This window comes from Cryobacterium sp. GrIS_2_6 (assembly GCF_035984545.1).
Classification (GTDB): Bacteria; Actinomycetota; Actinomycetes; order Actinomycetales; family Microbacteriaceae; genus Cryobacterium.
Genome location: NZ_JAXCHP010000001.1, coordinates 2,838,651 through 2,865,058 on the forward strand (window position 1 = coordinate 2,838,651; position 26,408 = coordinate 2,865,058).

The 26,408-nt window shown below is 70.1% G+C and carries 30 protein-coding genes and 1 pseudogene; 9 read left to right on the forward strand and 22 right to left on the reverse strand.

All coding sequences use genetic code 11. The features are described 5' to 3' along the window. Positions 1 to 7: 7 nt before the first annotated feature. Together RCH22_RS13885 and RCH22_RS13890 are read right to left on the reverse strand one after the other, a co-directional pair. Positions 8 to 1,438, reverse strand: coding sequence for a HAMP domain-containing sensor histidine kinase (locus RCH22_RS13885; RefSeq protein WP_322136575.1), 1,431 nt, complete (start codon positions 1,436 to 1,438; stop codon positions 8 to 10). 3 nt (positions 1,439 to 1,441) lie between these two features. After that, entirely contained in the window at positions 1,442 to 2,137 is a 696-nt protein-coding gene (locus tag RCH22_RS13890) for a response regulator transcription factor (protein ID WP_322136576.1), read from the reverse strand. Between the two features lie 153 nt (positions 2,138 to 2,290). On the opposite strand from RCH22_RS13890, the gene RCH22_RS13895 reads away from it, so the two are divergent. Further along, positions 2,291 to 2,803, forward strand: coding sequence for a hypothetical protein (locus RCH22_RS13895; protein WP_322136577.1), 513 nt, complete (start codon positions 2,291 to 2,293; stop codon positions 2,801 to 2,803). A gap of 54 nt (positions 2,804 to 2,857) precedes the next feature. On the opposite strand, the gene RCH22_RS13900 is transcribed toward RCH22_RS13895, so the two are convergent. Next, positions 2,858 to 3,445 (reverse strand): NUDIX hydrolase family protein, encoded by a 588-nt coding sequence (locus RCH22_RS13900; protein ID WP_134446366.1) that lies wholly within the window; start codon positions 3,443 to 3,445, stop codon positions 2,858 to 2,860. A gap of 193 nt (positions 3,446 to 3,638) precedes the next feature. Here RCH22_RS13900 and RCH22_RS13905 point away from each other — a divergent pair, with 193 nt between their 5' ends. Continuing rightward, positions 3,639 to 4,352: an alpha/beta fold hydrolase gene (locus tag RCH22_RS13905; protein WP_322189273.1), complete on the forward strand. Its 714-nt coding sequence runs from the start codon at positions 3,639 to 3,641 to the stop codon at positions 4,350 to 4,352. Between the two features lie 115 nt (positions 4,353 to 4,467). Here the strand turns inward: RCH22_RS13905 and RCH22_RS13910 are convergent, their stop codons facing one another. Then, a complete protein-coding gene (locus RCH22_RS13910; protein ID WP_134558379.1) occupies positions 4,468 to 4,908 on the reverse strand; it encodes a DUF5997 family protein in 441 nt (146 codons plus the stop codon). Positions 4,909 to 4,994: 86 nt separating this feature from the next. On the opposite strand from RCH22_RS13910, the gene RCH22_RS13915 reads away from it, so the two are divergent. After that, positions 4,995 to 5,786 carry a LysR family substrate-binding domain-containing protein gene (locus RCH22_RS13915; protein WP_322140609.1) on the forward strand — a complete coding sequence of 264 codons (792 nt, stop codon included), beginning with the start codon at positions 4,995 to 4,997 and terminating at the stop codon, positions 5,784 to 5,786. A gap of 214 nt (positions 5,787 to 6,000) precedes the next feature. Here RCH22_RS13915 and RCH22_RS13920 read toward each other — a convergent pair whose 3' ends face one another. The 4 genes from RCH22_RS13920 to RCH22_RS13935 form a co-directional block, all read right to left on the reverse strand. Further along, the gene (locus RCH22_RS13920) at positions 6,001 to 6,705 is read right to left on the reverse strand and encodes a GyrI-like domain-containing protein (protein ID WP_322136580.1); all 705 of its coding nucleotides are present in this window, start codon (positions 6,703 to 6,705) and stop codon (positions 6,001 to 6,003) included. Further along, on the reverse strand, positions 6,698 to 7,141 hold the full coding sequence (locus RCH22_RS13925) for a VOC family protein (protein WP_322136581.1): 444 nt from the start codon (positions 7,139 to 7,141) through the stop codon (positions 6,698 to 6,700). The genes RCH22_RS13920 and RCH22_RS13925 overlap by 8 nt, the downstream gene beginning before the upstream one ends. A gap of 81 nt (positions 7,142 to 7,222) precedes the next feature. After that, positions 7,223 to 8,053 carry an ABC transporter permease gene (locus tag RCH22_RS13930; RefSeq protein WP_322136582.1) on the reverse strand — a complete coding sequence of 277 codons (831 nt, stop codon included), beginning with the start codon at positions 8,051 to 8,053 and terminating at the stop codon, positions 7,223 to 7,225. Beyond that, positions 8,050 to 9,066: an ATP-binding cassette domain-containing protein gene (locus tag RCH22_RS13935; protein ID WP_322137363.1), complete on the reverse strand. Its 1,017-nt coding sequence runs from the start codon at positions 9,064 to 9,066 to the stop codon at positions 8,050 to 8,052. The genes RCH22_RS13930 and RCH22_RS13935 overlap by 4 nt, the downstream gene beginning before the upstream one ends. Positions 9,067 to 9,135: 69 nt before the next feature. Here RCH22_RS13935 and RCH22_RS13940 point away from each other — a divergent pair, with 69 nt between their 5' ends. Then, complete coding sequence (locus tag RCH22_RS13940; RefSeq protein WP_322136583.1) at positions 9,136 to 9,852, forward strand: TetR/AcrR family transcriptional regulator; 717 nt, start codon at positions 9,136 to 9,138, stop codon at positions 9,850 to 9,852. 11 nt (positions 9,853 to 9,863) lie between these two features. Here RCH22_RS13940 and RCH22_RS13945 read toward each other — a convergent pair whose 3' ends face one another. Then, on the reverse strand, positions 9,864 to 11,156 hold the full coding sequence (locus RCH22_RS13945; RefSeq protein ID WP_322136584.1) for an FtsX-like permease family protein: 1,293 nt from the start codon (positions 11,154 to 11,156) through the stop codon (positions 9,864 to 9,866). Next, positions 11,153 to 11,851: an ABC transporter ATP-binding protein gene (locus tag RCH22_RS13950; protein ID WP_322136585.1), complete on the reverse strand. Its 699-nt coding sequence runs from the start codon at positions 11,849 to 11,851 to the stop codon at positions 11,153 to 11,155. The genes RCH22_RS13945 and RCH22_RS13950 overlap by 4 nt, the downstream gene beginning before the upstream one ends. A gap of 203 nt (positions 11,852 to 12,054) precedes the next feature. On the opposite strand from RCH22_RS13950, the gene RCH22_RS13955 reads away from it, so the two are divergent. The 3 genes from RCH22_RS13955 (at position 12,055) to RCH22_RS13965 (ending at position 14,571) form a co-directional block, all read left to right on the forward strand. Then, positions 12,055 to 13,323 carry a histidine kinase gene (locus tag RCH22_RS13955; RefSeq protein ID WP_322140608.1) on the forward strand — a complete coding sequence of 423 codons (1,269 nt, stop codon included), beginning with the start codon at positions 12,055 to 12,057 and terminating at the stop codon, positions 13,321 to 13,323. Beyond that, the gene (locus tag RCH22_RS13960) at positions 13,320 to 13,994 is read left to right on the forward strand and encodes a response regulator transcription factor (protein WP_322136588.1); all 675 of its coding nucleotides are present in this window, start codon (positions 13,320 to 13,322) and stop codon (positions 13,992 to 13,994) included. Before RCH22_RS13955 ends, RCH22_RS13960 begins: the two co-directional genes overlap by 4 nt. A gap of 85 nt (positions 13,995 to 14,079) precedes the next feature. Beyond that, positions 14,080 to 14,571 (forward strand): potassium channel family protein, encoded by a 492-nt coding sequence (locus tag RCH22_RS13965; protein WP_322136589.1) that lies wholly within the window; start codon positions 14,080 to 14,082, stop codon positions 14,569 to 14,571. Between the two features lie 205 nt (positions 14,572 to 14,776). On the opposite strand, the gene RCH22_RS13970 is transcribed toward RCH22_RS13965, so the two are convergent. Continuing rightward, positions 14,777 to 15,574 (reverse strand): transglutaminase family protein, encoded by a 798-nt coding sequence (locus RCH22_RS13970; protein WP_322136590.1) that lies wholly within the window; start codon positions 15,572 to 15,574, stop codon positions 14,777 to 14,779. 153 nt (positions 15,575 to 15,727) lie between these two features. Between RCH22_RS13970 and RCH22_RS13975 the strand changes: the two genes are divergently transcribed. Beyond that, positions 15,728 to 16,264, forward strand: a complete 537-nt coding sequence (locus RCH22_RS13975; protein WP_322140607.1) for a pyridoxamine 5'-phosphate oxidase family protein — start codon at positions 15,728 to 15,730, stop codon at positions 16,262 to 16,264. Here RCH22_RS13975 and panD read toward each other — a convergent pair. The 11 genes and pseudogenes from panD to RCH22_RS14030 form a co-directional block, all read right to left on the reverse strand. Beyond that, entirely contained in the window at positions 16,217 to 16,627 is a 411-nt protein-coding gene (gene panD / locus RCH22_RS13980) for an aspartate 1-decarboxylase (RefSeq protein WP_322136592.1), read from the reverse strand. The genes RCH22_RS13975 and panD overlap by 48 nt on opposite strands. A gap of 82 nt (positions 16,628 to 16,709) precedes the next feature. Further along, positions 16,710 to 17,678: an FKBP-type peptidyl-prolyl cis-trans isomerase gene (locus RCH22_RS13985; RefSeq protein ID WP_322140606.1), complete on the reverse strand. Its 969-nt coding sequence runs from the start codon at positions 17,676 to 17,678 to the stop codon at positions 16,710 to 16,712. Positions 17,679 to 17,832: 154 nt separating this feature from the next. After that, entirely contained in the window at positions 17,833 to 18,465 is a 633-nt protein-coding gene (locus RCH22_RS13990) for a hypothetical protein (protein ID WP_322136593.1), read from the reverse strand. Between the two features lie 105 nt (positions 18,466 to 18,570). Continuing rightward, on the reverse strand, positions 18,571 to 20,319 hold the full coding sequence (locus RCH22_RS13995; RefSeq protein WP_322136594.1) for a chromosome partitioning protein: 1,749 nt from the start codon (positions 20,317 to 20,319) through the stop codon (positions 18,571 to 18,573). A gap of 382 nt (positions 20,320 to 20,701) precedes the next feature. Beyond that, entirely contained in the window at positions 20,702 to 20,899 is a 198-nt protein-coding gene (locus RCH22_RS14000) for a hypothetical protein (protein WP_322136595.1), read from the reverse strand. A gap of 265 nt (positions 20,900 to 21,164) precedes the next feature. Next, positions 21,165 to 21,881: a PRC-barrel domain-containing protein gene (locus RCH22_RS14005; RefSeq protein WP_322136596.1), complete on the reverse strand. Its 717-nt coding sequence runs from the start codon at positions 21,879 to 21,881 to the stop codon at positions 21,165 to 21,167. A gap of 85 nt (positions 21,882 to 21,966) precedes the next feature. Next, complete coding sequence (locus tag RCH22_RS14010) at positions 21,967 to 23,157, reverse strand: SLC13 family permease (RefSeq protein ID WP_322136597.1); 1,191 nt, start codon at positions 23,155 to 23,157, stop codon at positions 21,967 to 21,969. A gap of 109 nt (positions 23,158 to 23,266) precedes the next feature. Then, complete coding sequence (locus RCH22_RS14015) at positions 23,267 to 24,448, reverse strand: acyl-CoA dehydrogenase family protein (RefSeq protein ID WP_322136598.1); 1,182 nt, start codon at positions 24,446 to 24,448, stop codon at positions 23,267 to 23,269. Between the two features lie 62 nt (positions 24,449 to 24,510). Then, complete coding sequence (locus RCH22_RS14020) at positions 24,511 to 25,386, reverse strand: helix-turn-helix domain-containing protein (RefSeq protein WP_322140605.1); 876 nt, start codon at positions 25,384 to 25,386, stop codon at positions 24,511 to 24,513. A gap of 66 nt (positions 25,387 to 25,452) precedes the next feature. Next, positions 25,453 to 25,734, reverse strand: coding sequence for a hypothetical protein (locus tag RCH22_RS14025; protein ID WP_322137420.1), 282 nt, complete (start codon positions 25,732 to 25,734; stop codon positions 25,453 to 25,455). Positions 25,735 to 25,784: 50 nt separating this feature from the next. Next, positions 25,785 to 26,027, reverse strand: a pseudogene (locus tag RCH22_RS14030) (trypsin-like peptidase domain-containing protein); the annotation flags it as partial. Between the two features lie 144 nt (positions 26,028 to 26,171). Between RCH22_RS14030 and RCH22_RS14035 the strand changes: the two are divergent. Continuing rightward, positions 26,172 to 26,363 carry a hypothetical protein gene (locus RCH22_RS14035; RefSeq protein ID WP_322136600.1) on the forward strand — a complete coding sequence of 64 codons (192 nt, stop codon included), beginning with the start codon at positions 26,172 to 26,174 and terminating at the stop codon, positions 26,361 to 26,363. Positions 26,364 to 26,408 lie beyond the last annotated feature (45 nt).

Below are 26,408 nucleotides of genomic sequence, written 5' to 3' on the forward strand. Positions count from 1 at the left end.
GCTCGCGTCAGCGTGCGACGGGCCCGTCGCCCACCGGCAGCATCACGGCGAAACACGCGCCGCCCTCGGCAGCGGACTGCACCGTGATCGTGCCGCCCATCCTGGTCACCAGCCGGGCGGCGATCGACAGGCCCAGGCCCGTGTTGACCGGGCGGATGTCGCGGTACCTGGCTCGCAGGACTCCGCGCTCGAACGCGACGGCGGCATCCGATGTGCTCAAGCCAGGGCCGCTGTCGCGTACCTCGACCCGTACGCGTCGGCCGTCGACCTGGCGAGCCGCGAGTACGACCTCGCCGCCGGCCGGCGTTGCGCGCAATGCGTTCTCGAGCAGGCCGTCGACGATCTGGCGCAGGCGCATGCCGTCGGTCACGATCGTGAGGTCACCCGGCACCGCGCCCGCACCCGCACCGTCCCCCGCACCGTCCCCCGGCCCGTCGACGCGCAGCGCGACGCCGAGCTGGGTGCATTGACCCTGCCAGGCGAGCGCGGCCTGCGCGAGCACTCCGCCGACGTCGATCGGCTGCAGGTGCACGGTGAAGTCATCGGCTTCGAGGCGGGCGAGTTCGAGCAGGTCACTCACGAAACGGTCAACGCGTTTCGTCTCCGCGACCAGGACTTCACCGACCGCCGCGCTGCCGCTTGCCGGAATCACGCCCTCGGCGAGGGCCTCCGCGTACCCGCGGATCGCGGTCAACGGCGTGCGGATCTCGTGCGACACCGAGAGCAGGAACTCCCGTTGACGGGTCTCGCTCGTACCCAGCGCGTGGTCGAGGGCACGGAGCGAGCGGGACACGTCGTCGATCTCCGGAATGCCCTGGGCCGCGAGGAGTACGCCGCGTTCACCGTCGGCGAGCCGCCGGGCGGCTCGTGCGGTCCGCTCCAGGGGTCGCGCCAACCGCCGGGACAGGAACAGTCCGGCGAGCACGGCCACGACGAGCCCGACGAGCACGGCCAGCAGGATGCGTCCGGCGACGAGTCTGCCCGAGTCGGTGATGTCCGCAACGCGCACGAAGCCCACGAGCCCACCGCCTCCCGCGAGCGGCCGCGCTTCCACCACGTACGACTCACCCCGGATCTGCAGCGACGTCGACACCGAGCGGCCGGCATCCAGTACCTGGGTGATGCGGCTCTTGACGTCCTGCGTGACCGTGAGCGCGCCCGAACCTGTTTCCGGCACCTTCCCGTCGGCGCCGACCAACACAAAGCGCTCGCCGCGTGCGCCGAGGAGGGTGTCGTCCTTGAGCAGGATGCGCAGGGTCGAGAGCGGCCGCTCGCTCAGCGCGGTCGTCCGTGCGCCGAGGTCCGCCTGGGCCTGCGTCGTGACGAGGGTCTGCACGAGTTGCAGGGACACGACGGCAGTGACGAGAACCGCAACGAACGCCACGCCCACCGTGACGAGCAGGATCCTGCCGCCGAGTGACGCGAACCAGCGCCGCACCGCTCAGCCCTCCTGGCCGGCGACGGAATACCCGACGCCGCGGACCGTGCGGATCGGATTTCCCTCGCCGAGCTTGGCCCGCAGTTGGGCGACGTGCACGTCGACCGTCCTGCTCGCACTGTAGTCCGCGATTCCCCAGACCAGGGAGAGCAGTTCCTCCCGCGAATACACCCGTCCGGGCCGGGCCATCAGCTGGGCGAGCAGGTCGAATTCGGTCGCGGTCAGGTCCACGCGGATGCCGCCGCGCGCGACCATGCGCGTCGCCGGGTCGAGCGTCACATCCTCCACCCGCAGCACCGCGTCGCCGATGAGACCCGAGGAGCGGCGCACGATCCCCTTCACCCGCGCGACGAGTTCCCTCGGCGAAAACGGCTTGGTCACGTAGTCGTCCGCACCCAGTTCGATGCCGAGCACCCGGTCGACCTCGTCGTCGCGTGCAGTGACGAAGAGCACGGGTGTCCAGTCCCCCGCCTCGCGCATGGCCCGGCACACCTCGATCCCGTCGAGCCCGGGCAGGCCGACATCAAGGATCACCGCGGCCGGCCGCAACCGGCGAACCTGCTCGAGTCCCGCGCGGCCGTCGGACTCCAGATGCACGGTGAAACCGGCGCGCACGAGGTACAGGCGTTCGATGTCCGCGATTGCGGGGTCGTCTTCGACGACCAGCACCAGCCCTTTGTCGTCGCCCACAGCTTCCATTAAGCCAGTAGGCGCCGGTTGCTGCGAACCGGGCGGGCGGATGCCGGACTCGCCTTACGTTTTCCGTACATTTCCCGAACACGGCGTTTGCGTGCGCCTGCCACTGTGGCTTCACCGCCGGGACCCTCCCGGTCCAGCGAAAGGCAGGAAAATATGAATGCATTCACGAAGCGAGCCACGACCGTTGTCGCTGCGGGGACGCTCAGCCTCGGCCTGATTGCAGGCGGCACGTTCGCGGTCGGCGCGGCGAGCGCGGCCGAGATGCCCACGACCGTTGCAGCGTCCTCGGTATCGGGGTCCACCGTCGCCGGTTCACTCGCGACCGCCGTGTCTGCATCCGCCAACACCGCTGTCGCCGCGGACGAGACGGTGAAGACCGTTGCCCAGTTGCGCGCGGACCTGCGCGCGGCGCTCAAGCTCGACGCGGCCGCACGCCCCGCGGCCATCGCCGCCATTCGCACGGACGTCCTCGCCGGAGCATACGGCGCGCAGGCCAGCCAGTACCTCACGAAGATCGAGGCCGCGGCCGCCGACAAGTCCAAGGCCGACGTGCCGAAGCGGTGGCGCCACGCCCTGCGCCACCTTGTGCGCGCCGACGTGAAGGCACACCAGCAGACCGCCCCTGGCACGTCCACGCCGGCCCCCACTCCGACAGCCGGTTCGTAGCGGAGGGCGTGGCGGGTGCGACGGCCGCGGCGGGCGGCTCGCCCACCGGACGCGTCAGCGCAGCTGGCCGACCGAAGCGAGCGCCATCCGCAGCAGGGAGCCGCGGCCGCCCTCCATCTCGGCGGACACAGCCTCGGATGCCGCCTCGAGCGGCGTCATCCAGGTGAGTTCGAGGGCGTCCTGGCGGGGGTCGCAGGTGCCGGTGACGGGCACGACGTAGGCCAGCGAGACGGCGTGCTGGCGCTCATCCGTGAAGGCGGTGATGCCGGGCAGCGGGAAATACTCTGCGACGGAGAATGGCACCGGGCTCGCGGGCAGCTGCGGGAACGCCATCGGCCCGAGGTCCTTCTCGAGGTGCCGGAACAGCGCATCGCGCAAGGTCTCGCCGTACAGCACGCGCCCGGAGACCAGGGTGCGCGTCATCTCGCCGGTCGGCCGGGCACGCAGCAGCACGCCGAGCTCGACGACCTGGCCGAGCCCGTCGACCCGCACGGGGACGGCCTCGATGTACAGGATCGGCAGGCGCCGGCGGATGTCCGCGAGCTCGACATCGCTCAGCCAGCCCTGGTTCTGGTTGGGTGGCTGGATGTTCTCGGGGCCAGGCGTCCAGTCCGGGTCGGGGTCAGGGGTGCGCACGCTCATGCCTTCATTCTCCCCTAACCGGCGAGCCGATGCGCCATACCCGTTTCCGGGGGCGGTCGCGCCCGTCGCTGCCGGCGAGCCGGACCCGCCAGCGCGGGAGGCGCATTCGGGTCCTGGGCAGTGAAAGGTCCGGGGCAGTGAAAGTATTGACCGGTCGACGCACCAGGCCTCGACGCCCGGCAGGAGGACCGACATGGACGAGACCCGAAACGGCGCAGGAGACCCGGTGGAACCGGTCGCCCTGCCGATCGATCCCGGCGCAGTGCTCTGGTCGGCGTCCGAAGCCGACCGGGTCGGGCGCCCGCTGCTCCTGATCCTTCACGGCTACGGCTCCCACGAGGGTGACCTGTTCTCGCTCGCGCCGCACCTGCCGCTCAAGCCGGTCCTCGCGGCGCTGCGGGCGCCACTTCCGGTCGGCGACGGCTGGGCCTGGTTCCCGGTCGGCATGCCCGGCGGCCTGGTCAACCCGAGCGCCCCGAACGCATCCGCTATCGAGGCGGCAGCGGACGGCGTGCTCGCCTGGCTCGACGCGCTCGTCGTGCCGCCGGCATCCGTCGGGCTGCTCGGCTTCTCCCAGGGCGGCGCGATGGCGCTGCAGCTTCTGCGCCAGGCGCCCGACCGATTCGCATTCGCGGTGCAGCTCTCGGGTTTCGTCGCCGCGGCGCCGCAGCCCGGCGACGCCGACCTCGCCGAGCGACCCGTTCCGGTGTTCTGGGGCCGAGGCACGGCCGACCCGGTGATCCAGGCGGATGCCGTCGGCCGCACCCAGGACTGGCTGCCCGGCCACTCGGTGCTCACCGAGCGCATCTACGAGGGCATGGGCCACTCGATCTCGCAGGGCGAACTCTCCGACATCGTCGGATTCCTACGCACGCAGTACGCTGACGCGCCCGCGGACGTAGCCTGACCCACTCGCCTAACCAATTCGACGGAGTTTTTGCCCGGAAAGCGCTAAAAACACGCTCGTACGTCCTAGAAAATCAAAAAGTCCGTCGAATTGGTTAGGGCACAGCGCGTGAGGGTTAGCGCTTCTTCGCGGCGGCTTTCTCGTTCTGGGCGGCAAACCGGGCGGCGTGCGCGGCCTTGCGTGCGCGCTCGGCGTCGCGGTCCTTGACGCGGATCTGCTCCTCACGCACCTCGAACTGGGTAGCGCGCTCGGTGACGAGCCACGCCGGCGGCTGCTGCAGCAACGCGAGGATCTCGGCGCTCGTGAGCGGCTCGGTGACCTTGCCGCGCGCGAGCCCGGAGATCGAGACGCCGAGTTTCGCGGCGACGACCTGCTTGGGGTGCGGGCCATTGGCGCGCAGCAGGGCGAGCCACTCCGGCGGGTTCGTGTCGAGTTCGGTGAGCTCGGTGCGCGAGATCAGGGTGTTCTGGAACTCCTCGGGGGCTGCCTCGAGCAGAATCCCGAGTTTCTGGGCCGCCGTTGCGGGCTTCATGGTCTGGGTCTTCTTCTCGCTCATCAGTCCAGCGTATAGCCTGAGAGCACCACCGCTTCGGCGGTTCATAACGGTGCGCCGCCCCGCGCGCCACAAAAGAGAGGATGCCGGTGACCTTTTCCATCGCCTTCGCCGCCGGCGTCACGCCGACCAAGTGGACCCGCGCCTGGGCAGAACGGCGCCCCGACCAGCCCCTCGAGGTCTTCCGCACCACGCCGGACGAGCAGTCTGCCGTCCTCCGCGACGGCCGCGCCCAGGTCAGCATCGTGCGCCTCCCGATCGACGAACACGACCTGAGCCTGATCGCGCTCTACCGGGAAATCCCGGTCGTCGTCGCCGCGAAGGACCACTTCATCGCCGACGCGGACAGTCTCCTCGTCGCCGACCTCGCCGACGAGCACCTGCTGCAGGACCCCGACGCCGTTCCCGAGTGGCGCGACGTCGCGACCGAGGTGCGCGAGGGCATCCGCCGCCCGCTCGCCGCCGTGCGCGACATGGACGAGACCATGGAGCTCGTCGCCGCGGGCGTCGGCATCGTGATCGTGCCGCATTCGATCGCCCGGCTGCACAGCCGCAAGGACCTCGTCTCCCGACCCGTCGAGGACGTCGCCGAGAGCCAGGTCTCCCTCGCCTGGCTCGCCGCAGAGACGACCGAGGACATCGAAGAATTCATCGGCATCGTGCGCGGCCGCACGAAGGCGAGTTCCCGGGTCGACTCGTTGCCTGCCGGCGGCGAGAAGGTCAAGAAGGAGAAGAAGACCGACAAGGCCAAGGCCGCCGCGAAGGCGTTGCGCGTCGCCGCCGCGAAGGCAAAGCCCGCCGTGGCCAAGAAGACCCAGTCCGCGCCCGGCCGCACCCGCAGCACCGCGAACCTCAAGCTCGGCAAGCGCACCGGCCGCTGAGCCGCGCAGCCCGCGCCGGCAGCGGCAGCGGCAGCGGCAGCGGATGCCGCGCGCGGCCATCGCATCCGCCGCGATTGGTTCTTCGCGCGCCAACTGCGCCGCTTCGCGCCAGGCACGCGTGGCGCGAAGCGGCGCAACTGGCGCGCGGACCGACGCGGCTGGCGCGAAGCGGCGCAACTGGCGCGCGATCTCGGCAGCGCAGCGGATGTCGGGCTCAGGCGGGCGCGACCGGCTGCCGGAGGACGGTCTTGAGCTTGTCCGGGGCGCTTCGCCGCGGGTCGCCGAGGTAGACCTCGTGGTGCAGCCCGTTCGGGCGCAGACCATGCTGGGCCAGGAACTCCCCGTGCAGCCGCGCGAGTGCCGGCCCCTCGTCTTCGTAGGGTCCGACGTGCAGCAGCTGAGCGCAGAGGCCCTCGTCGAGGGACTCGATGCGCACGCTCGCGAGGGCCGGAAGCTTCTTCTTCGCCCTGGTCGCCGTCACGGCCTCGTCGATTGCGGCATCCGTCACCCACTCGGGCTGGCTGATCAGCATCGTCCAGCTCCAGGAGGCCTTGTCGCCGGCCGCGAACGCGGCATAGCCGGCCGGGTCATCGGCGTACCAGAGTCCTTCGAGCGGGGCGACGACGAGGTCACGCCCGAGGCCGCGCTTGGCCGCGAACTTGATCGCGTACGCAACGGCATAAAGCGCCTCGACGGCCTCGGTGTATGCGGGCGCGACGTTCGGGTCGCCGCGTCCGTCGACCGCGATGAACCGTTGCACGGGAACCTCGATCAGCTCCCAGTCGCGGTTCGTCGGCGCATACAGGGGCTTGTCCTCCCGCTTCACGTCGTACGGTCCCGTCACCCGCGGTGCGGTGTTCCGCGGCGCACGCAACTGACCGGTGCGCCGGTCGGTCGTGAACGGTACCTCGTCACTCATCGGGCTGTGCCGACTCCTCCAGCACCGAATCTTCGAGCACCGAGAGGATGTTGCCGGCCGGGTCAGTGAACCAGGCAATCGTCGGTCCGTACCCGCGCATGATGCCCTTCTCGTCCTGGGGCGAGCCCTCGTACCGTTCGAAGACCACCCCGCGGGCCATGAGCGTGTCGACGGCGGCGTCGATGTTGCCGACAGCAAGGTTGAGCATCGTGTACGTCGCCGGCGCGTGGTCGGCCTTCGGATAGACGATCACGTGCGCCCCGCCGGGCAACTCGATGCGCAGCAGTCCCATCCCGCCGTCGGTCACCTCGAGTCCGAGCGTGCCGCCGTAGAAGGCGCGGGCGGCCTCGATGTCGGGGACAGCGAAACCGCTGAACACGTCGAGGATGCCGATGCCCCGGTCGGTTGTCGCCGTTCCGGTCTCTGAGTCAGTCATGTCGAACTCCCTTGCTCGAACGGATGGAACAGGTTAGTCGGTGGAACAGGTGAGTCGCTGGATCACGCCGGTCGTGTCACGTTACCGCGAACTGATCGACGCGAACTTGCGGATGCAGAGCGGCACGAACACGACGAGCATGACGGTGATGCCGATCAGCACCGTCTGGATCGGGTGCTGCATGGTCCAGATGTCGGGCACGGGCGCGGTGCCCTCGTTGCCGAAGAGCTGCCGTGCCGCCTGCACGAGCGAGGAGACCGGGTTCCACTCCGCGAAGATCCGCAGCGGGGTCGGCAGGGTGTCGCTCGGCACGAAGGCGTTCGAGACGAAGGTGAGCGGGAACAGGATGAGGAACGAGGCGTTATTGATCACCTCGGGGCTCTTCACGCTCATTCCGAGCAGCGCCATCAGCCAGCTGAACGCGTAGCTGAACAGGAGCAACAGCCCGACGCCGGCCAGGAACTCGGCCGGCGAGGAGTTCACCCGCCAGCCGACGGCGAGGCCGGTGGCCATCATGATGACCATCGAGATGGTGTTGAGCACGAGGTCGCTGTTCGTGCGGCCGATCAGCACCGCGGACGAGCTCATCGGCAGGCTGCGGAACCGGTCGATGATGCCCTCCTTGAGGTCGAGCGCCATCGCAGAACCGGAGAACGTCGACCCGAACACGACGGTCTGGGCGAAGATGCCCGCCATCAGGAACTGGGTGTAGTCGGTGCCCTGCACCTGAATCGCCCCGCCGTAGACCTGGCTGAAGAGCAACACGAACATGACCGGCTGGATCACGGCGAAGACGAGCATGTCCGGGGAGCGCTTGATCTTGATGAGGTTGCGCTTGGTGACGGTCCAGCCGTCGGAGTACCAGAGCGAGAACGGGTTCCAGCTCGGCAGGGTCGTGGAAATCGCGCTCATCGGGTCTTCACCGCCTCCTTCGAGTCGAGGGCGTCGTCATCCGCTGCGCCATGCGCCTTGTCGGCCTTGTGCCCGGTGAGCTTGAGGAACACGTCGTCGAGCGTCGGACGGCGCATGCCGGCGTCGTGCAGCTCGATGCCGGCGTCCCCGAGTGCCGCGAGCACGAGCTGCAGCGCGCGCGGGCCGTCGGTCACCGCGACCTCGAGGCCGCGGCCGTCGCTCGTGACGCTCGGTTCGCCGTCGCCGAAGCGGGCGAGGATGCCGCGAGCCGCCTCGCTCGCGCCGGCGCCGGCGTCGACGAGCGCGACTTCGAGGCGGTGGCCGCCGATCTGCGCCTTGAGCTGATCGGAGGTGCCCTCGGCGATGACCCGGCCGTCGTCGACCACGACGATGTCGTCGGCGAGCTGGTCGGCCTCCTCGAGGTACTGGGTCGTGAGCAGCACGGTCGTGCCGTCGGCGACGAGCCGCTTGATCACGTTCCAGAGCGCGATGCGACTACGCGGGTCGAGCCCGGTGGTCGGCTCGTCGAGGAAGAGCACCTTGGGGTTGATCACGAGCGCGCCCGCGAGGTCGATCCGCCGGCGCATGCCGCCGGAGAACCCCTTGACCGGTCGGTTGCCTGCCGCGGTGAGCTCGAAGAGATCGATGAGTTCCTGGGCGCGACGCCGGGACTCGCTCGCACCGAGGTGGTAGAGCCGGCCGACCATCTCGAGGTTCTCGAAGCCGGTCAGGTTCTCGTCGACGGCCGAGTACTGGCCGGACACCCCGATGATCCGGCGCACGGCCTTCGGGTCGGCGACGACGTCGATGCCGTCGACGAACGCTGTTCCGGAGTCCGGCCGGATCAGCGTCGTGAGCATCTTCACGACGGTGGTCTTGCCTGCGCCGTTCGGACCGAGCAGGGCCTTGACGCTGCCCCGCGGCACCGAGAGGTCGAGCCCGGCGAGCGCATGCACCGGCCCGCTCTTGGAGCGGTAGGTCTTGGTCAGGCCCGTGGCCTCGATGATCGTCATCGTGTTCATCCCCGCGGTATTGTGGACGTTGTACACATTGTGGATCCAGCGTAACGAGGCGGCCTCACTTTGACAACCACGAACACCGATTCAGCCACCGAAGGCCATGGTCGCACGACCTACCGACACGGCGACCTGAGGCGTGCCCTGATCGACGCCGGCCTCGAGCTCGCCCGGTCCGGCGGCCCGTCCGCCGTCGTGCTCCGCGAGGCGACTCGCCGTGCCGGGGTCACCCCGAACGCCGCCTACCGTCACTTCGCCGACCGGAGTGCGCTCCTCGAGGCGGTCTGCTCGGAGTGCCAGTCCGGCGTCGCCCGCGCGATCGAGGACGGGCAGGCGGCGCTCCCAGCCCCGCCCGCGGCATCCGCCGCGCCCGCAATCGCCCAGGCGGATGCCGCTCCGGCGCCGGCCCCGGCCCTCACCGCGGCGACGGCCCGGCTCCGGTTCCGCGCCGTCGGCACCGGTTACCTGCGTTTCGCCCTGGCCGAACCGGGGCTTTTCCGCACCGCGTTCACAGCCTCGTCCGACCTCGAGAGCGCGACGAGCGCTGCACGGGCCGGTGCGCGCGGGCTGACCCCGTTCCAACTGCTCGGCGAGGCGCTCGACGACCTCGTGACCACCGGGGTTCTCCCCGCCGAGCGCCGACCGGGCGCCGAGTTCCTGGCCTGGTCTGCGGTGCACGGCCTCGCCTCGCTCCTGCTCGACGGCCCGCTCCGCGCCCTGCCCGCCGCCGCGACAGAGGCGCTCATCGGCCGCGTCGTCACCATGGTCGAGCAGGGCCTGTAGCCGCGAGCGCGCTACTCGTAGCGGAGGGACCCGATCGGGTCCTGCCGCGCGGCGCGCCAGGCCGGCAGGGTGCCGGCGAGGAACGCGATGCCCATCACGATCAGGATGATCGTGATGATCGACGCCGGAGTGAACGAGATCAGCTGGAGGCCGGGCAGGTCGGCGAACAGCCTGGTTGAGAGCGCGCGGCTCACGACGGTGCCCACGATCATGGCGATGCCGGCGCCGATCGCGCTGCCGAGGAAGCCGATGAACGCGGCCTCGATGCTGAACAGGCCGAAGATCCGGCCGGCGCCCATACCCATCGCCTTCATCAGGCCGATCTCGCGGGTGCGCTCCTGCACGCTCATCAGGAGCGTGTTGACGATGCCGAAGCTCGCGGCGAGCAGGGCGATCACGGCGAACGCGTTGAGCACGAGCACGATCGCATCGATCACCGACTTGAAGGTGCCGATCTGGTCGGCGACCGTCTTGGCGGTGAAACCGGCGTCGGTGAAGCGGGCCTGGAGCGCGGTGACCTCGCTCGCCGAGGCGTTCGCGTCGAAGTGCACGACGGCCTGGGCGTAGCTGTCCTTCGCGGTCGCGCTGCGTCCGACACTCTGCGCTTCGTAGAGCGCGGTCGTGAGCGCCGCATTGGCGGTCGCGTTCCCTGTCGCTCCGAGTCCCGCTTCCGAGACCCCGACGACGGTCGCATCGATGACGCTCGACGTTCCCGCGGCAGACGTGATGCCGATCTGCACGGTGGTGCCGATCGCATCCGCGTCGCTCGCGAACCCGAGCGGTGCGACGAACGACACCGGCAGCGCGATCTGCAGCTCTGACGATGCCGGGTCGAGCTGGGCGCCCGCGGACAGCTGCAGGGTCGTCCCGGTGACGAAGCTGCCGAGCCCGAGCCGGTATTTCTTGCTGCTGCCCGTCGTCACGTAGTCCGGGGTGGCCGAGAGGCTCGGCTCGACGGAGGTGACCCCGTCGATGGCGGCGATCGTGGTGAGGTCCGTGGACGTGATCGCGGCGACCGTCGTGCTGCCCGGTCCCGCCGCGGCGCGGCTGGTGATCTGGTCTGCCGAGTATTCCTGCGGGCCGGTCGCTGTCGCATCCGCCGACACCTTCGTCACCGTGAGCACGTCGTTCGCGCCGATGGATGCGACGGTGTCGGTGATGTAGGCGTTGATCCCTGTGCCGAGGCCGTTTGTGATGGTGAGCGTGAACGCGCCGATGAAGATCGCGAGCACGGTGAGGGTGGTGCGGAGGCGGCTGCGGAAGCTGTTGCCGATGGCCGAGCCGACGACGTCGATGGCCCTCATGCTGCGACCCGGGCTTCCTCGGCGACGACGAGGCCGTCGCGAATGTAGATCCGTCGGTCGCAGCGGGCGGCGAGGTCCTCGTCGTGGGTCACGATGATCAGCGTGATGCCCTGGTCGCGGTTGAGCCCGAAAAGGATGTCCTCGACGATCGTGCCGGTGGCACTGTCGAGGTTGCCGGTGGGTTCGTCGGCGAAGATGATCCGCGGATCGTTGACCAGGGCGCGTGCGATCACCGCTCGCTGCTTCTGGCCGCCGGAGAGTGCGTTGGCCTTGCTCCTCGCCTTGTCGTCGAGCTCGAGGCGTTCGAGCGCCGCGTGGCCGCGCAGCTTGCGACCTCGGGAACCGACCCCGGCGATCTTGAGCGGCAACACGACGTTCTCGAGCACGGACGCCCCCGGCGTGAGGAAGAACTGCTGGAAGACGAACCCGAAGGTCTTGTTGCGCGTCTCGTTGAGGCGCTTGCCCCTCAGGGTCGAGGTGTCGCTGCCGCCGAGCTGCACGGTGCCGGTGCTCGGCTTGTCGAGCAGGGCGAGCAAGTGCATCAGGGTGGACTTGCCCGAGCCGCTCTTCCCGACGATGGCGACCGATTCGCCGGCGAAGATCTCCAGGGTGACCCCCTTCAACGCGTCGAATCGGTTCTGGCCGCGACCATACGACTTCTTCAGGTCGTAGGCGGCGAGGATGGGGTGGGACATCGTGTTTTCCTCCGTGTGCTGTGGCGCTCTGGGTGCGCCGGGCCGGGCGTGGCGGATGCCGCGAGTCGGCACTGTCCCAGCGTCGCGGCATCCGTCGCGCGGGGCATCCTCCTGCGGCAGCAACCTGCCGTACCGCGGGCGCGGTACGACCCCTCCTCCCACGGGAGGATGCCGCAGCCCGGTGCAGGGGGCATCCTTGAAAGATGACCTCGATGTACAGCCATGCGCACGTGCCGCGCTGGGCCGCCGACGTGCTGGTCAGCCTCGCCGTTCTGGGAAGCGCGTTCGTGCCGGCCGGCCAGTACGCCAGAGTCGCGTCGAGCCCCACCGGCGTGCTGATCGCCCTCGCAGCGGTCATCGTGCTGCTGCCGCGCCGCCGCTGGCCGCTGCCGGCACTCGCGGCGTGCGTCGCCCTGTTCGTGCTCGCCGGCGCCCTCGGCGTGCTCAATCCGGCGTTCTCCCTCGCGACGGCGATCGCGGTCTGGAACGTCGCCATCCGCACCGACCGGCGCACGACGCTCATCGCCACGGCGATCGCCGCGGCCACGCTCGTCGGCACGAGCCTCGCCGTCACAACGGCCGAACTGCTCGACGCCCGCGTGGTGCAGTATGCGGCGGTCATCGCCTTCGCCGGTGCTGCGGGGGACGCGATGCGGTCGCGCCGCGCATACATCATGGCGATCACCGAACGCGCCAGGAACGCGGAGGAGACCCGCGAGTCCGAGGCGCTGCGCCGGGTCGCCGAGGACCGCCTGCGCATCGCCCGCGAGCTGCACGACGCCGTCGCCCACCAGATGGCCGTGATCAACCTGCACGCCGGGGTCGCCGCCCAGGCCCTCCCCGACCGCCCGGCCGATGCGCAGGACTCGCTCACGACGATCCGCCAGGCCGCGCAGGCGGTGCTGCGCGAGATCGGCACCCTGCTCGCCGTGCTCAGGGACGACTCTGCCGGCCGCCCCCGCCCCCCGGCCGCCGAGATCGGCCTCGGCCGCGTCGACGCGCTCCTGGCCGACTTCGCCCGCGACGGCCTCGCCGTGACGGTGAGTGCGCGCGGCGCGGGCACCCGGCTGTCGGCCCCCGTCGACACCATCGCCTACCGGATCGTGCAGGAGGCGCTCACCAATGCGCACAAGCACGGCGCTGGCCACACCGCAGAGCTCCGCATCAGCTACGGCAGCGGCAGCGTCGACATCGAGGTCGAGAATCCGGTCGCGTTCCACGTGCTCCACCCCGCAGCGGATGCCCCGGCCGGCCACGGCCTCGTCGGCGTCGCCGAACGCGCGGGCACCATCGGCGGCACGGTCGAGTTCGGCGTGCGTCCCCCGGACACCTTCCGCCTCGCCGTGAGCCTGCCGATATCGAGCGCCGGGGCGGATCCCTCCGCCGACATCCCGAACACCGGGCCGCCGGCCCCTGCTCGCATCTCGGCCCCGACCTCGGTTCCGGACCCTGCAGCAGGAGCGACCTCGTGATCAGGGTCCTGATCGCGGACGACCAGACCCTGATCCGCACGGCCGTGCGCGAACTGGTCAGGCACGAGCCCGACCTCGAGGTCGTCGGCGAAGCCGCTGACGGGGCCGAAGCGCTCGCACAGTCCCGGCTTCTGCTGCCCGATGTCGTGCTGATGGACATCCGCATGCCAGTACTCGACGGCATCGAAGCGACCCGTGCGATCTGCGCGGATCCGGGGCTCTCGACCGTGCGCATCTTGATCCTGACGACCTTCGAAGAGGACGAATACGTCGTGCAGGCCCTTCGGGCAGGGGCCGGCGGCTTCGTCGGCAAGGGCACGGAGGCCGCCGACCTGATGCGGGCGATCCGCACGATCCACCAGGGCGACGCGCTGCTCTCCCCCACGGCGACGCAGAGCCTGATCCGCCGCTACGTGCTGCCGGCCGGGCCCGGGCGCGCAGCCGTGGTGCCGCCGAGCCTCGCGCACCTGACCGATCGGGAGCGGGAGGTCCTCACGCTCGTCGCGCGCGGGCAGTCGAACGAGGAGATCGCGGCCCGCCTGTTCATCTCGCCGCTGACCGCGAAGACCCACATCAACCGGACCATGGCCAAGCTCTACGCCCACGACCGCGCGCAGCTCGTCGTCATCGCTTACGAGAGCGGACTCCTCGTGCCGGGCACCGGCAGCTGACCCCGGTCGCGCGCGCCGCGGCATCCGCCACCCCGACACCGGCCCCGAACCAATTCGACGGAGATTTTCGGTTCTGAACCGGTTGATGAATACCGCCCACGTCTCAGAAATCCAAATACTCCGTCGAATTGGTTCCGCCATTGTTCGGGCATCGGTTCGGGACCTGCTCGTGCTCGTGCTGCCGGTGCTGCGTTCGTTGCGCCTGCTCCGCCTCGTGACCGGCCTCTCCGCCTTCCCTCGCTCGCCGGGGACAGCGATGCGGTCCCGCGTCGGCATCTACGTCACGCCCGCGACCGTCCTTCTCGTGTTCCTGGCCTCCCTTTCAGTGCTCGACGCCGAGCGGCGCGCTCCCGGCGCGAACATCGCCTCGTTCGGCAACGCGCTCTGGTGGACCTTCGTCACGATCGCGACGGTCGGCTACGGCGACTTCACCCCCGTGACGATCGAAGGCCGGCTGGTCACGGTCGCCATCATGCTCGGCGGGATCGCCCTCATCGGGGCCGTCACGGCGACCGTTGCTTCGTGGGTCGTCGACCGCGTCGCCGATCTCACCCGCGACCAGGGCGCCGACAAGTGATGCGGCGCGCCGATTGAGGTCCCCGCGCCCCGCCGCCGCTACCGAATCCGCAGCCCGCTACAGAAACGGCGGGCGCGGGCTGCCGGAACCGGCGCGGCGGCGGATACATCTGGGCGCGGGCTGCCGGAACCGGCGCGGCGGCGGATACATCTGGGCGCGGCCTGCGAAAACCGGCGCGGCCGCGGATGCGTGTGGGGGCATCCGCTCAGTGCAGGCGCACCAGGGAGTACCGGTCGTCGCGCGGCAGGGTGTCCACGGTCGCGGTCACGGTCAGGTCGCGGAGGAATACCGCGCCGCCGACCGTGGTCAGGAAGGCGGTGTCCGCGGCGTCACGGCCGGTCGCGATGCGCAGGAGCGTCTGCCGTGGGGCGAGTCCGGTGGCGTCCACGACGTGCCAGGCGTCGTCGACGAAGACCTCGGCGACCGCGTGGAAGTCCATCGGCGAGAGCCCGGGCGCGTAGACCGAGACGACCCGGGCCGGCACGTCCCGCGCGCGCAGCAGCGCGACGACGAGGTGGGCGAAGTCCCGGCAAACGCCCTGCCGGTCGATCAGGGTGCGCACGGCGCCGTCGGTCGGCAGGCTCGACCCCGGTTCGTAGCGCAGCTTCCCGCCCACCCAGTCGGCCACCGCGTTCATGAGCACGGTGCCGGAGAGCCCGGCGAATTCGGCAGCGGCCGTGCCCCAGAGCCGGTCGGATTCGCAGTACCGGCTCGGGCGCAGGTAACGCACGAGGTCGATCTCCGAGTAGCCGGCGTCGCTCGTCTGCCCGGTCGCGGTCACGGAGTAGTCGATATCGACCGAACCGGCCTCCGCCTCGACGACGTGCAGCCGGGTGCCGTGCTGGTCGAACACGATCCGAGACTCGAGCGGCGCGCCGTCCTGCACCGCAGTGAAGGTCTCAACGACCGAGACGGCCGGGTCGTCGGCGACGCCGATCGAGAGGATCAAACGGGCGGGCGCGCGCACGTCGAGAGCGAGGCGAGCGGATGCGTTACGTTCCATCCCACGATGATGGCATGCGCCCGGCGCGTCGCGGTACCGCCCTCGCCAGCGCGTCGCATCGATGCCGCAGACCCGGAGAGGACACGCCGTGCGGCGCGGTCCGGGCTGGTGCACCTCGCCAGGCGGGTCCATGCTGGGGACATGCTCGGGGAATTGAACAATCGTGAAATCGACGCAGTCCTGCAGACCAGTGTGGTCGGCCGGATCGGCTGCCACAGCGACGGCCGCACCTATATCGTGCCGATCACGTACGCCTATGATGATGGCACCGTGTACGCCCACAGTGCCGCCGGCACCAAGGTCGACATGATGCGGGCCAACCCCGACGTCTGCTTCGAGGTCGAGCAGCTCGACGACCTCGCGAACTGGCGCACGGTCGTCGCCTGGGGCGAGTTCGAGGAGCTCCATGACGCGGATGCCGACGACGGCCTGCGCAAGCTCCTCGCCCGGCTCGCACCGTACGTGACCTCGACGACGGCGCAGCCGGTCTCCGGTCCCGACGGCACGTTCCACGGGATCAGGACGACCGCGTCGGAGCCGGTGCCGCCCTCGGCGGGCCGGGTGGCGGCATCCGGTCAGGCCCCGGTGATCTACCGGATCCGGCTGACCGAGAAGACCGGCCGATTCGAGGAACGCTCGACGTCAGGCCGTGAGCGGCGGGCGGCTGAGTCCAGCGACATGTACACCTGAGGGGTCCGAGTCGACCGCGACAATGCGGTTGTCCGCGTCGACGTGCACGACGACGGGCACGTAGCTGCGGGACTCTTCGTCGCTCATCTGCGCGTAGGAGATGATGATGATGAGGTCGCCCTGCATGCCGAGGCGGGCCGCGGCGCCGTTCAGGCCGATGACCCCGCTGCCGCGTTTGCCGGCGATGAGGTAGGTCTCGAAGCGGCTGCCGTTGTTCACGTCGACGATGCTGACGCGCTCACCGGCGAGCAGGTCGCCTGCCTCCATCAGGTCCTCGTCGACCGTCAGCGAACCGACGTAGTGCAGGTCGGACTGCGTCACGGTGGCGCGGTGGATCTTGGACTTGAACATCGTGCGCTGCATGGTGGAACTGGGCCTTCCGGCGGCGGCCCGAAGGCCGCCGCCTGGTGCGGGTGTCTGGTTATGCGGTTACGTTGCTACGCGATCACGCGGTCGCGAGGATGTCGACGACGAACACGAGGGTGTCCGTTGCCGAGATGCCCGCGGTCGTGTTGCCGGTGCTGCCGTAGCCGAGCGCCGGCGGGATGACGATGACGACCTGCGAGCCGACAGTCTGGCCGATCAGGCCCTGGGCGAAGCCGGGGACGACGTTGGCCGTCGCGAAGGTGGCCGGGCCGCCCTTGCCCCAGCTCTGATCGAAGACGGTTCCGGTGGCCCAGACGACGCCCGCGTACTGCACGGTCACGGTCGCACCGTCGGCGACGGTCGCGCCGTCGCCCTTCTTGAGGACCTCGGTCTTGAGCTCGGTCGGCGCGTCGTTCTTCGGGACGGTGATCGTCGGGGCGCCGTCGTCGGCGAGCACGACGGTGGGGAAACCGTCCTGCGGGGCCTGGTCCGTGCCGCTCGCGCGGGTGGGAACCTTGCCCTTGACGTCGATCACGAAGATGATGTTGTCGGTCGCGGACACCTTGAGGTCCGTGTTGCCCGTGGTACCGAACGCGTCGGCCGGCGGGACGACGACGGCGACGCGCGAGCCGATGTTGGAGCACGCGATGCCCTTGAGGATGCCGGGGATGACGGAGCCGGTCTCGGCGACGGTGACAGTCAGGCCGGCTGCGGCGCCGTAACCGCCGGCGTTGAGCTTGGCGCCCGAGGTTGCGTTGTACGCGGTGTAGGCGATCTCGACGGCGTCACCGGTGTTGACGGCTTCGCCGTCGCCCTTGGTGATCACGGTGCGCTGGGTCGCGGTCGCCGCGAGCGGCGCCGTGAAGGTAACGGTGGGCTCGACACCGGCGTCACCGGCGACGGTGACGGCGTCGGAGCTCGTGCCGGGGTCGGTGCACGTCAGTGCGGCGGCGGATGCCGTCGGCGTCGACGACGGGGATCCGCTGCACCCGGTGAGGGCGAGCACCGCGACGGTTGCGACGGCGAGGAGGGCAGGAAGTTTGCGCACGCTGATCTTTCTTTTTCGAGAATGGTCTCTTCGATGATGGGCCTCGGCCAGTATGGACCATGCATCTATGAGGAACCTGAGTCGGCCAGCCGGCGGAGGCCCGACGGCGGCACGCGGAAGCGGGCACCCGGAAGCGGACGCCCGGCGGCAGTCGCTAACCGACGTTGGTGTCGGGAGCTCCTGTCGCGGGGACACCGGTCGCGACGGGCGCGGTCGCCGCCGCCGTCAGCACGTCGACGACGATGACGACGTTGTCATCCGCGTGGAGGTCGAGGTCGATGTTCTCCTTCGCTCCCCAGGCGTCCACCGGACTCGCGACGACGGCCACCCGGGAACCCACCGTCGAGCAGGTGACGCCCTTGACGATAGCGGGCAGTGTGCCGTTCGGTGCGTCGAGGTTCACGCCGACGGGGGCTCCGGTGTCGAGTCCCGAGGTGCCTGGCCCGAATCCGCGGGCGTCGATCTTAGCCCCGGTCCTGCCGTTGTAGAACGCGACGCCGAGTTCCACGTAGTCGCCGGTCTGCACCGGGACGCCGGTACCGACGGTCATGACGGTGCGCTCGGTGTCCGCGGCGGTCAGCGGCGTGGTGAAGGTGACCTCTGGCGCACTGCCGATGGCCCCCGGCGCGACCACGGCGTCGGAGGCGGCCCCCGGCTGGGCGCAGCCGGCTGGGGCGGCGGGCGACCGGGTCGCTGCCGGGCTGCATCCGGCGAGCGCGAGCACAACGCAGACCGCGACGAGACCGGCGGAGACTCCGAGGGAGATAAGGGCGGGGTAGCTGCGCACGGGTGGACCTTCTTGTCGGCGGGCGGCCCCGATTGGCGCGCCCGCCGTGCATTATGGCGTATCGAGGCGAACGGGAAGGTTCACGTCCCCCGCTCCGGACGCGGCCTACAGCCCTTCGGCGATCGCCGCGGTCGCGTAGAGCCAGGCCTCACGGGTGCGCGGGGCGAGGGCGTCGATGTTGAGCGGCCCGCCGGCGACGAGCGCCGGATCGTACGGCACGTCGACGACGGTGCGGGTGAGCTGGCTGAAGTGGTCGTGCAGCCGGGCGGACAGGGCGCGGTCGGCGGTCTTCGCCGGGGACGCGAGTACGGTCACGGCCTGGGCGACCTTGTCGCCGTGCCCCTTGAGCCGCAGCCCGTCGAGGAGGGACGCCGCGCCGTACGCGGTGTCCTCGCGAATCGTCGACACGACCACGAGCTGGTCGGCGGTCTCGACGGCCGCCTCCCAGTTGGAGGCGCGCATGTTGTTGCCGGTGTCGATGATCAGGATCCGGTAGAAGCGGCTGAGCGCGGCGTGGAGCTTGCCGAACGCGACGTCGTCGATGCTCGCGGCTCCGGCGGGGTCCAGGTCGGAGGCGAGCGCGTCGAAGCGTGCGTCGCCCTGGTTGCGCACGTACTTGTCGAGGTCGCCGACCCTGGCCGACGTCGAGTAGGCGAAGTCCTCGAGGTCGCGCAGCAGGTCAACGGCCGTGTTCGTGTGCTGGGCGCCCTGCGCCCGCACGCCGAGGGTGCCCATCGTCTCGTTGTTGTCCCAGGCGAGGGTGTACCCGCCACGGTGGATGCCGAAGGTCGCGGCGATCAACAGGGTCGCGGTGGTCTTGTGCGCGCCACCCTTGGGGTTGAGCACCACGATCGTGCGAGGACCGCTCAGGCTGCGCTGCACGGCCGCGATCGCGGCACGGCGGGCGAGTTCGCTCCGGCCGGGCGAGGGGTTCACGAGTCCGCCGGTGACCCTGCGCACGGTGCCCTGCCAGCCGAGGAGGGCCGGGCCGGCCACGATCGCGGGGCGGGAGCTCATGAAATCGGCGAGGTTCGGACCGTCTTCCGCTGCGACAAGGGTCGGGTGCTGTGCAGGCACGAGCAGAGCGGAGGACGCGGAGATCGGCGTGGACCGGAAGGCTGCCAACGGGCCGGCCGCGATCTCCTCATCGTCATCGTCGGCGTCGAGATCGCGGTGTTCGAAGATGATGTCCTCGAAGAGTCCGGGCGGCGGTACTGGCGTGCGGCGGGGTCCGGCGGGCAGGGACTCGGCGGCCTGCGAGGCGTCGTGCCCGGATGCGGGCTCACCCGCGCCGTCCGTGCCTGCGAGGGCATCCGCTTCGGCTTCCGCTTCTGCTTCGGCTTCTGCTTCGGCTTCCGCCTCACGCTCCAACACTGACTCGGCGTCCGCCTTGTCGACGGAGGTCCGCGCCGCGGCATCGAGGGGGTCACCGAGGGCCGCGAGCTCTGCCAATTCCTCGAGGGCGTCGATCGGTTCCATCGGTTCGGCCATGAATGCCGCTGCGCTGCGGTCTCCGGAGTGCGCCATGGTGCGCTTGGCGGCCTTGCCCTGCGACGCTGCGGGAGCTTCGGCTTCGGTGCGTGCGGCGGCCGGGATGAAGTCGCCCGCGGCCTCCACTTCGCCGTCCGGGTGGACGACAAGGGGCCATTGGCCCTGCTCGTCGTCGGCGGTCAGCCGCACCGGGCGACCGAGTACACGGGCGGCATCCGTCACGCGGTTGATGATCTCTTCACGAACACCAGCCTCGTCGCCGGCCGTCACCTGCTGGCCAACCCCGTCGATGATCAGCTCGCCGGTTCCGTTGCTACGAATCGTTGCCTGGATGCGAGGAGGTACGGATACTTCGTGTTTCATGGTCAGCCTTTTTTCCGTCGAGCTCAGCTCTTCGTTCTTTGGTGCGCTCCGGAATAACTGGACCGCGCCACAGACCAGCCTAACGGGCGGGAGTGCTTACCCCTCGTTTAGGCGTGATTCTTCCTCAGCTGTGCCCTCGGCGACCACGCACCGACGTGCGGAACGCACCCCTGAGCGCACCCGACCTCGCGAGAGTCGCCGTTCGCGCCGACGGTTGCCGCCATACCAGGGTCACTCGACGGAAACGGCGACTCTCGGTGGTTATCGCGTGCGCCTGTGGTCGCAGGCGCGAGTCGTATGCTCGGATGGCCGGCGCCGTGTGCGGATGCCGAGCCGGGCATCCGCTATCGGCGAACTCCGTTCGCCTGTTCAGCCCAGAGGCTCAGCCCGGGAGCGGCAGGTTTTCGGCCTCGGGGTGCCAGCGGATGGCGCGGAGGCCCGAGCGGGTGGCGTGGGTGTCGTCGTGGCCGTTCTGGCGGCGGCACTCGACGAGGTCCTGGGTCGACGTGATGTGCGGGTCGCGGCAGGAGTTGGCGTAACTCGTGTAATCCGTCTCGAGCAGGAGTTCATCATCGGTCATGGCGGTGCATTTCTGGTTCCCAGCACTGTTTCGTGGTGCACGACACCGCCGGCCTGCGTCGTGCGCCGGCAACGGTGCCTGGTGGTTCAACTGCTTCGGACGGTGGTGAGCTACACCCACTGCGGGCATCGAGCCGGTCGTCACTCTCGCGTGGGGTGTCGACGGATCGACACTCCATGCACGGTGTTCTGCTGCTGACCAGATTAGGGCCGGGGCCGACGGATGCCCAGTAAAACTGATGAATCGTCACATAAACGTCACTGTGTTACGGGCGTGTCACCGGGCCGGAATCGTGCGGGTGCGGGTGCGGGTGCGAATGCGGGGGCGGTGGCGGGCCGTCGTGCGGATGCGGGCGACCGTCGACCTCGTGCTTGCGCAAGTGAGGCGGGGGCGGGGGCGGGGGCGGACCGTCATGCGGCCCGTTCGGAGCATGCGGAGGGGGCGGATGCGGACCGTCAGGCGGGTGGGGATGCGGATGGTCCGGGGTGGGCGGCGCACCCGGAGACTGCACCTGCCGCGCCGGGGTGCCCGTGGCATCCGCTGCTATTTCGGTCGGTTCGACGGAAACGCTCGACTCGGCCGACTCGGCCGACTCGGGCGTCTCGGGCGACTCGGGCGACTCGGGCGACTCGGGCGACTCGGGCGAACCACCCGACTCGGGCCCGGAGGTGCCGTAGTAGCCGTAGAGTTCGTTCTCCTCGTCGGCGGTGATCGATCCACGGTCGCTCTCGATGCGGGGGCCGTTGCGGATGCGGTCGCGGTCGAAGGCCACGACCACGCGCGGGCCGTCGATGGTCGCGCCGGCCAGCGGAACAAACGATTCGAGCATGCCGAACAGGCCGGTGCGCACCGTGACGAAGGCCGGCTCGCCGGAGTCCTCGCTCAGGAAGACCTGTTCGACCGAGCCGAGCTTCGCACCGTCGCTCGTCACGACGACACCGCCGTTGACGACGATGTCGTCGATCCCTTCGAGGGTGATCATGCGGTCATTCCTTCACTGGAGGCACGCGCTGGGGGCACGGACAGGTTTCTGTATTCTCGCACCGTCCGGTGCGGCTGCCCAGGCGTCACGCGGTGACCAGGATCATCGTGAGCACGCTCAACCCGACCGTCACCGGGGCGAGCACGAGGCCGAAGAGCGCATACCCGCGCCAGGGGATCAGCACGTTCATCTTCTCGAGCCTGCTGTGCCAGAGCAACGTCGCGAGCGACGCCCACGGGGTGACCAGCGGGCCGACGTTCGCGCCGATCAGGACGGCGAGCAGCCGCGGGGTCGAGTCGGCGACCGGTTCGAGCGCGAGGTAGGCGGGCAGGTTATTGGTCAGGTTCGAGCCGACCAGACTCGTGCCGGCCAGGCGGAACAGGTCCCTCGGCGCGTTCCCCGCCCCGGCAAGCGCGGTGAGCAGCACGGGCAGCCCGAGGTTCTGCAGGGCCTCCATCGCGAGGAACAGCCCGCCGCTGAACAGCAGGAGCGACCAGGGAATCAGGGTCATCCGGAGAACGCTCTGGCGCCTGACGAAGAACACGACGGCCAGCACGAGTGCGGCGATGCTCGACGGCAGCCATACCGGCACGCCGACGACGAGGGCGGGCAGCAGGGCAGCGAGCACGAGCGCGCTCGTCCCGAGCAGCACCCGGTCGACGGATGCCACCGCTCCCGACGTTCCCGCGACGCGCATCCGCTGCACGGGGACGCTCGAATACCGTTTGCCGAGGTCTTTCCGGAAGACGATCGCAACCATTGCCATCGGCACGACCACGGCGACGAGCGCCGGGGCCGCGGTCAACCCGGCGAAGGCGATCGGTGAGATGCCGCCGAGGCGGTTCTGGGCGAGCAGGTTGGTCAGGTTGCTGATCGGGAGCAGCAGGCTGCCGGTGTTGGCGAGCCACACCGTCGTGAGCGCGAACGGCAGCGGCGGCAGGCCCGCCTGCCGCGCGACGACGACGACGACCGGCGTCAGGAGCACGGCGGTGGTGTCGAAGGAGAGGAACACCGTCGTGACGATCGCGATGCCGGCCACCCACAACCAGAGCAACCAGGCCCTGCCGCCACCCCAGTGCCGCAGCCGGCGGGCGATCCAGCGGAACACCCCCGCTTCGCTGCAGAGCTCGGTGACGACGGTCATGGCCACGACGAACACGAGGATCGGCGCCACCCGGTCCACGAGAACGAGCAGTTCGGGGAGCGGGAGCAGGCCGGTGACCGCGGCGACGGTGCCGAGCAGGAGCAGACCGGCGCCGATGAGGGACAGGACCATGAATGGGAGTGTATCGGCCAGGAGCGCCACGCCTCGCAGGGTGAGCGGATGCCTGGTGTGGCGGGAGCGGGGCTGGAGGGGGCGGGCGGGCGGTGGGGAGGGAGGCGGGTCAGCGGAAGGCGCTCACGCCGGTCAGGTCGCGGCCGATCAGGAGGGACTGCACGCTCTCGGTGCCCTCGTAGGTGTGCAGCGACTCGATATCGGCGAGGTGCCGGATCACGTGGTTCTCGAGCAGGATGCCGTTGCCGCCGAGCACGTCGCGCGCCGTCGCCGCGATCTCGCGGGCGGCGCGAGTGTTGTGGTACTTGGCGAGGGACGCCTGGATCGGACGCATGGTTCCGGCCGCGTCGAGTTCGGCGAGGCGCAGGCAGTAGAGCTGCATCGCGGTCAGCTGGGACAGCATCCGCGTGAGTCGTTCCTGCACGAGCTGGAAGCCGGCGAGCGGCTTGCCGAACTGGATGCGCTGGTTCGAGTAGCTGAGGGCGGCCTCGAAAACCGCGGTCGCGTGGCCGAGCGCCGACCAGGCCACACCGAGGCGGGTGGCGAACAGCACGGTCGCGGTGTCCTTGAAGGTGCGGGTGCCCGGCAGGAGGGCGTCGAGGGGCACGCGCACGTTGTCGAGCACGATGCGAGCCTGGTGGATGCCGCGAAGGGAGCCCTTCCCGGTGATCGTCTGGGCCTGGTAGCCGGGGGTGTCCTGCGGCACGAGGAACCCGCGCACGTTGCCGTCGTCGTCGCGGGCCCAGACCACGGTCACGTCGCCGACGGAGCCGTTGCCGATCCACTTCTTCTCGCCGGTGATCACCCACTCGTCGCCCTCGCGGGTCGCGGTCGTCTCGAGCGCGACGGAGTCGGAGCCGTGGTCGGGTTCGGTGAGGGCGAAGGCGCCGAGCTTCTCGGCGCGGGCGAGGGGGATGAGCCACTCGGCCTTCTGGGCTTCGCTCCCGTAGAGGGCGATGCTGCGGAGCGCGAGCCCGCCCTGCACGGCCACCACGGTGCCCATCGAGCCGTCGCCACGGGAGATCTCCATGTTGACGAGGCCGGCGGCGAGCGGGGACATCGGGGTAAGGCCGGGGCCGACGACGCCGTCGGTGAGCAGGTCGAGTTCGCCGAGCCTGCGGACGAGGTGCAGCGGATACTCGGCCTTGTCCCAGGCCTCGGTGACCTCGTCGAGCGTCTCGATCGCGAAGGCGCGGGCCCGGTCCCAGAAGACGCGGTCGGCGGCGGGCACGTCCCGGAAGAGTTCGTAGTAGTCGGTGTCGAGCGGCACGGATACGTCGTAGTCGGGCACGGTTCCCCTTCATTGGGTTCGGCTGGTGTGACACTCAGTGTCGGGTCAAATGACACTGAGTGTCAAGTTGCGCGCCCCGGCGTGCTCGCGGCGCGGCGTCCACCGAGGGCGCGTGCGACCTCTCGGGAGAGCTCGTCCGGGGAAATCGTTTCGGAGAACACCGCTACGACGAGCTCGGCTGAGGCCTCCCCCGCCCGCTGGTGCCCGTCCGCGTGCTGCCCGGCCTGGTCAGGTGCCGCGTCGGGGTGGAAGAGGCGCCCCACTTCGCGGAGCTCCGCGGCGAGTTCCTCTGCGAGATGCGCGGCATGCTCGGCGTCCCGCGCGGCATCCATGTCGGCGTCGCTCACTGAGACCGGCTCGGCGTTCGACGCGGCGTTCGACGCGGCCCCCGTTTCGGACGAGGACGGGACAGGGCCGCGGATCAGGCGGCGGAGTTCGTAGTTGTGCGTTGCTGTGATCGCTGCGGCGTAGCGGATGGCGGTGAGCTGCGGCACGTCGGGACGGGCGGAGCGGAGGTAGGCGGCGAACATCCGCTCGTAACGGATGGCCATGATCGTCTCGCGGTCGCGGAGGGCCGGGGTGTCGCGCACGATGAGATCGCGGACGCGGACGTTGTCGAGCCGTTCGCGGAATCGCTCGAAGACCATCGTCGCGGCGTCACGGACCGCAAGCCAGGGGTCGTCGTGTTGCGCGGCGAAGTAGGCGGCGATCTGCACGGCGAGTTCGTCATGGTCGGCGAAGATCACATCTTCCTTGGATCGGAACTGCCGGAAGAAGGTGCTGCGCGAGACGCCGGCGGCCCTGGCGACGTCGGTCGCGGTCGTGGCCTCGTAGCCGTTGGTGCGGAACAGGCGCACGGCGATGTCGGCCACCTCGACGCGGGAGCGGGTGCGAGCCGGACGGGGCTGGCCGGAGGCCTCTGTTGCGGAAACGGACATCAGTCGTGAAAGTAGCACGGAATCGCGCAGTCTCCTTCCCACCCGAACGCCTGGCGCAGGGCGGGTTCAGCGCAGGGCTGCGAGCTCCTCCGTCTCGGCGATCACGTCGACCATCGCGGTGCCCCGGAGCACGGTGACCGGAAGCGGCATCGGCGTACTGACCAGGCCGAGGTATGCCCGGCGCACCCTGCCTTCCCGCTGAAGCGTCTCGATGATGCGCCGGGACGTGGGGTTGATCGGCACGGCGGGGCCGAGTCCGACCTCTGCGGCGGCCGTGTTGATGCCCACGACGGTGCCGCGCGAGTCGGCGAGCGCCCCACTGGAGTTGCCGGGGTTTGACGGCTGCATCCGTCTGGATGACGTCTTCGATGACCCGGGCAGCCGACGCGGAGAGTGTCGGCGTTGCCGAGCCGGGCGGGCTCCGGCGGGGTCAGCGCACGGGAACGGACCACGGCGAGGTCGGAAAGCGGGTCGGAGCCGACGATCTCGATGGCGCTGCTCGTGCTGTCGGAGAAGAGGGCGAGGCCGGCATCCGCCCCGAGCACGACGTGAGCGTTCGTGAGCAGGTAGCCCTGTGCGGAGTAGAGCAGGGCCGAACCGGCGCCGCGGCGCACCCGTCCGCGCGGCGTGGCGACCGACATCTCGATCGCCGCGACCTGGCGGGTCACGGTCGCGGCGACCTCGGTCACGACCCGGGAGTACGCGTCGAGCGGACCCTCCCTCGGGTCGTCCGTTTCTTCGGCCAGCTCCTCTCCTCCCGTTCTCGCTCACCGCGGTCGCCGCGGATGCCGCCCCCTGTAACCGGGGTCTGCCCGCGTCACCGCTCCCCGGTCAACGCCCTCGGCGCACACAGCAGGCGGGCTGAGCGCACGTTTCTCCCCGGCCGGCAGCGCGAGGCTGCGACGGGCGCGATCACCCTCGAGGTGCGGGAGTTCTGCGCCCGGGCGCCCCGGCAGGACCAGGCCGAGCGCGCCTGACCGCAACCTGACCGCGCACCCGATCCGTCATTGTTCCTGGCCCGC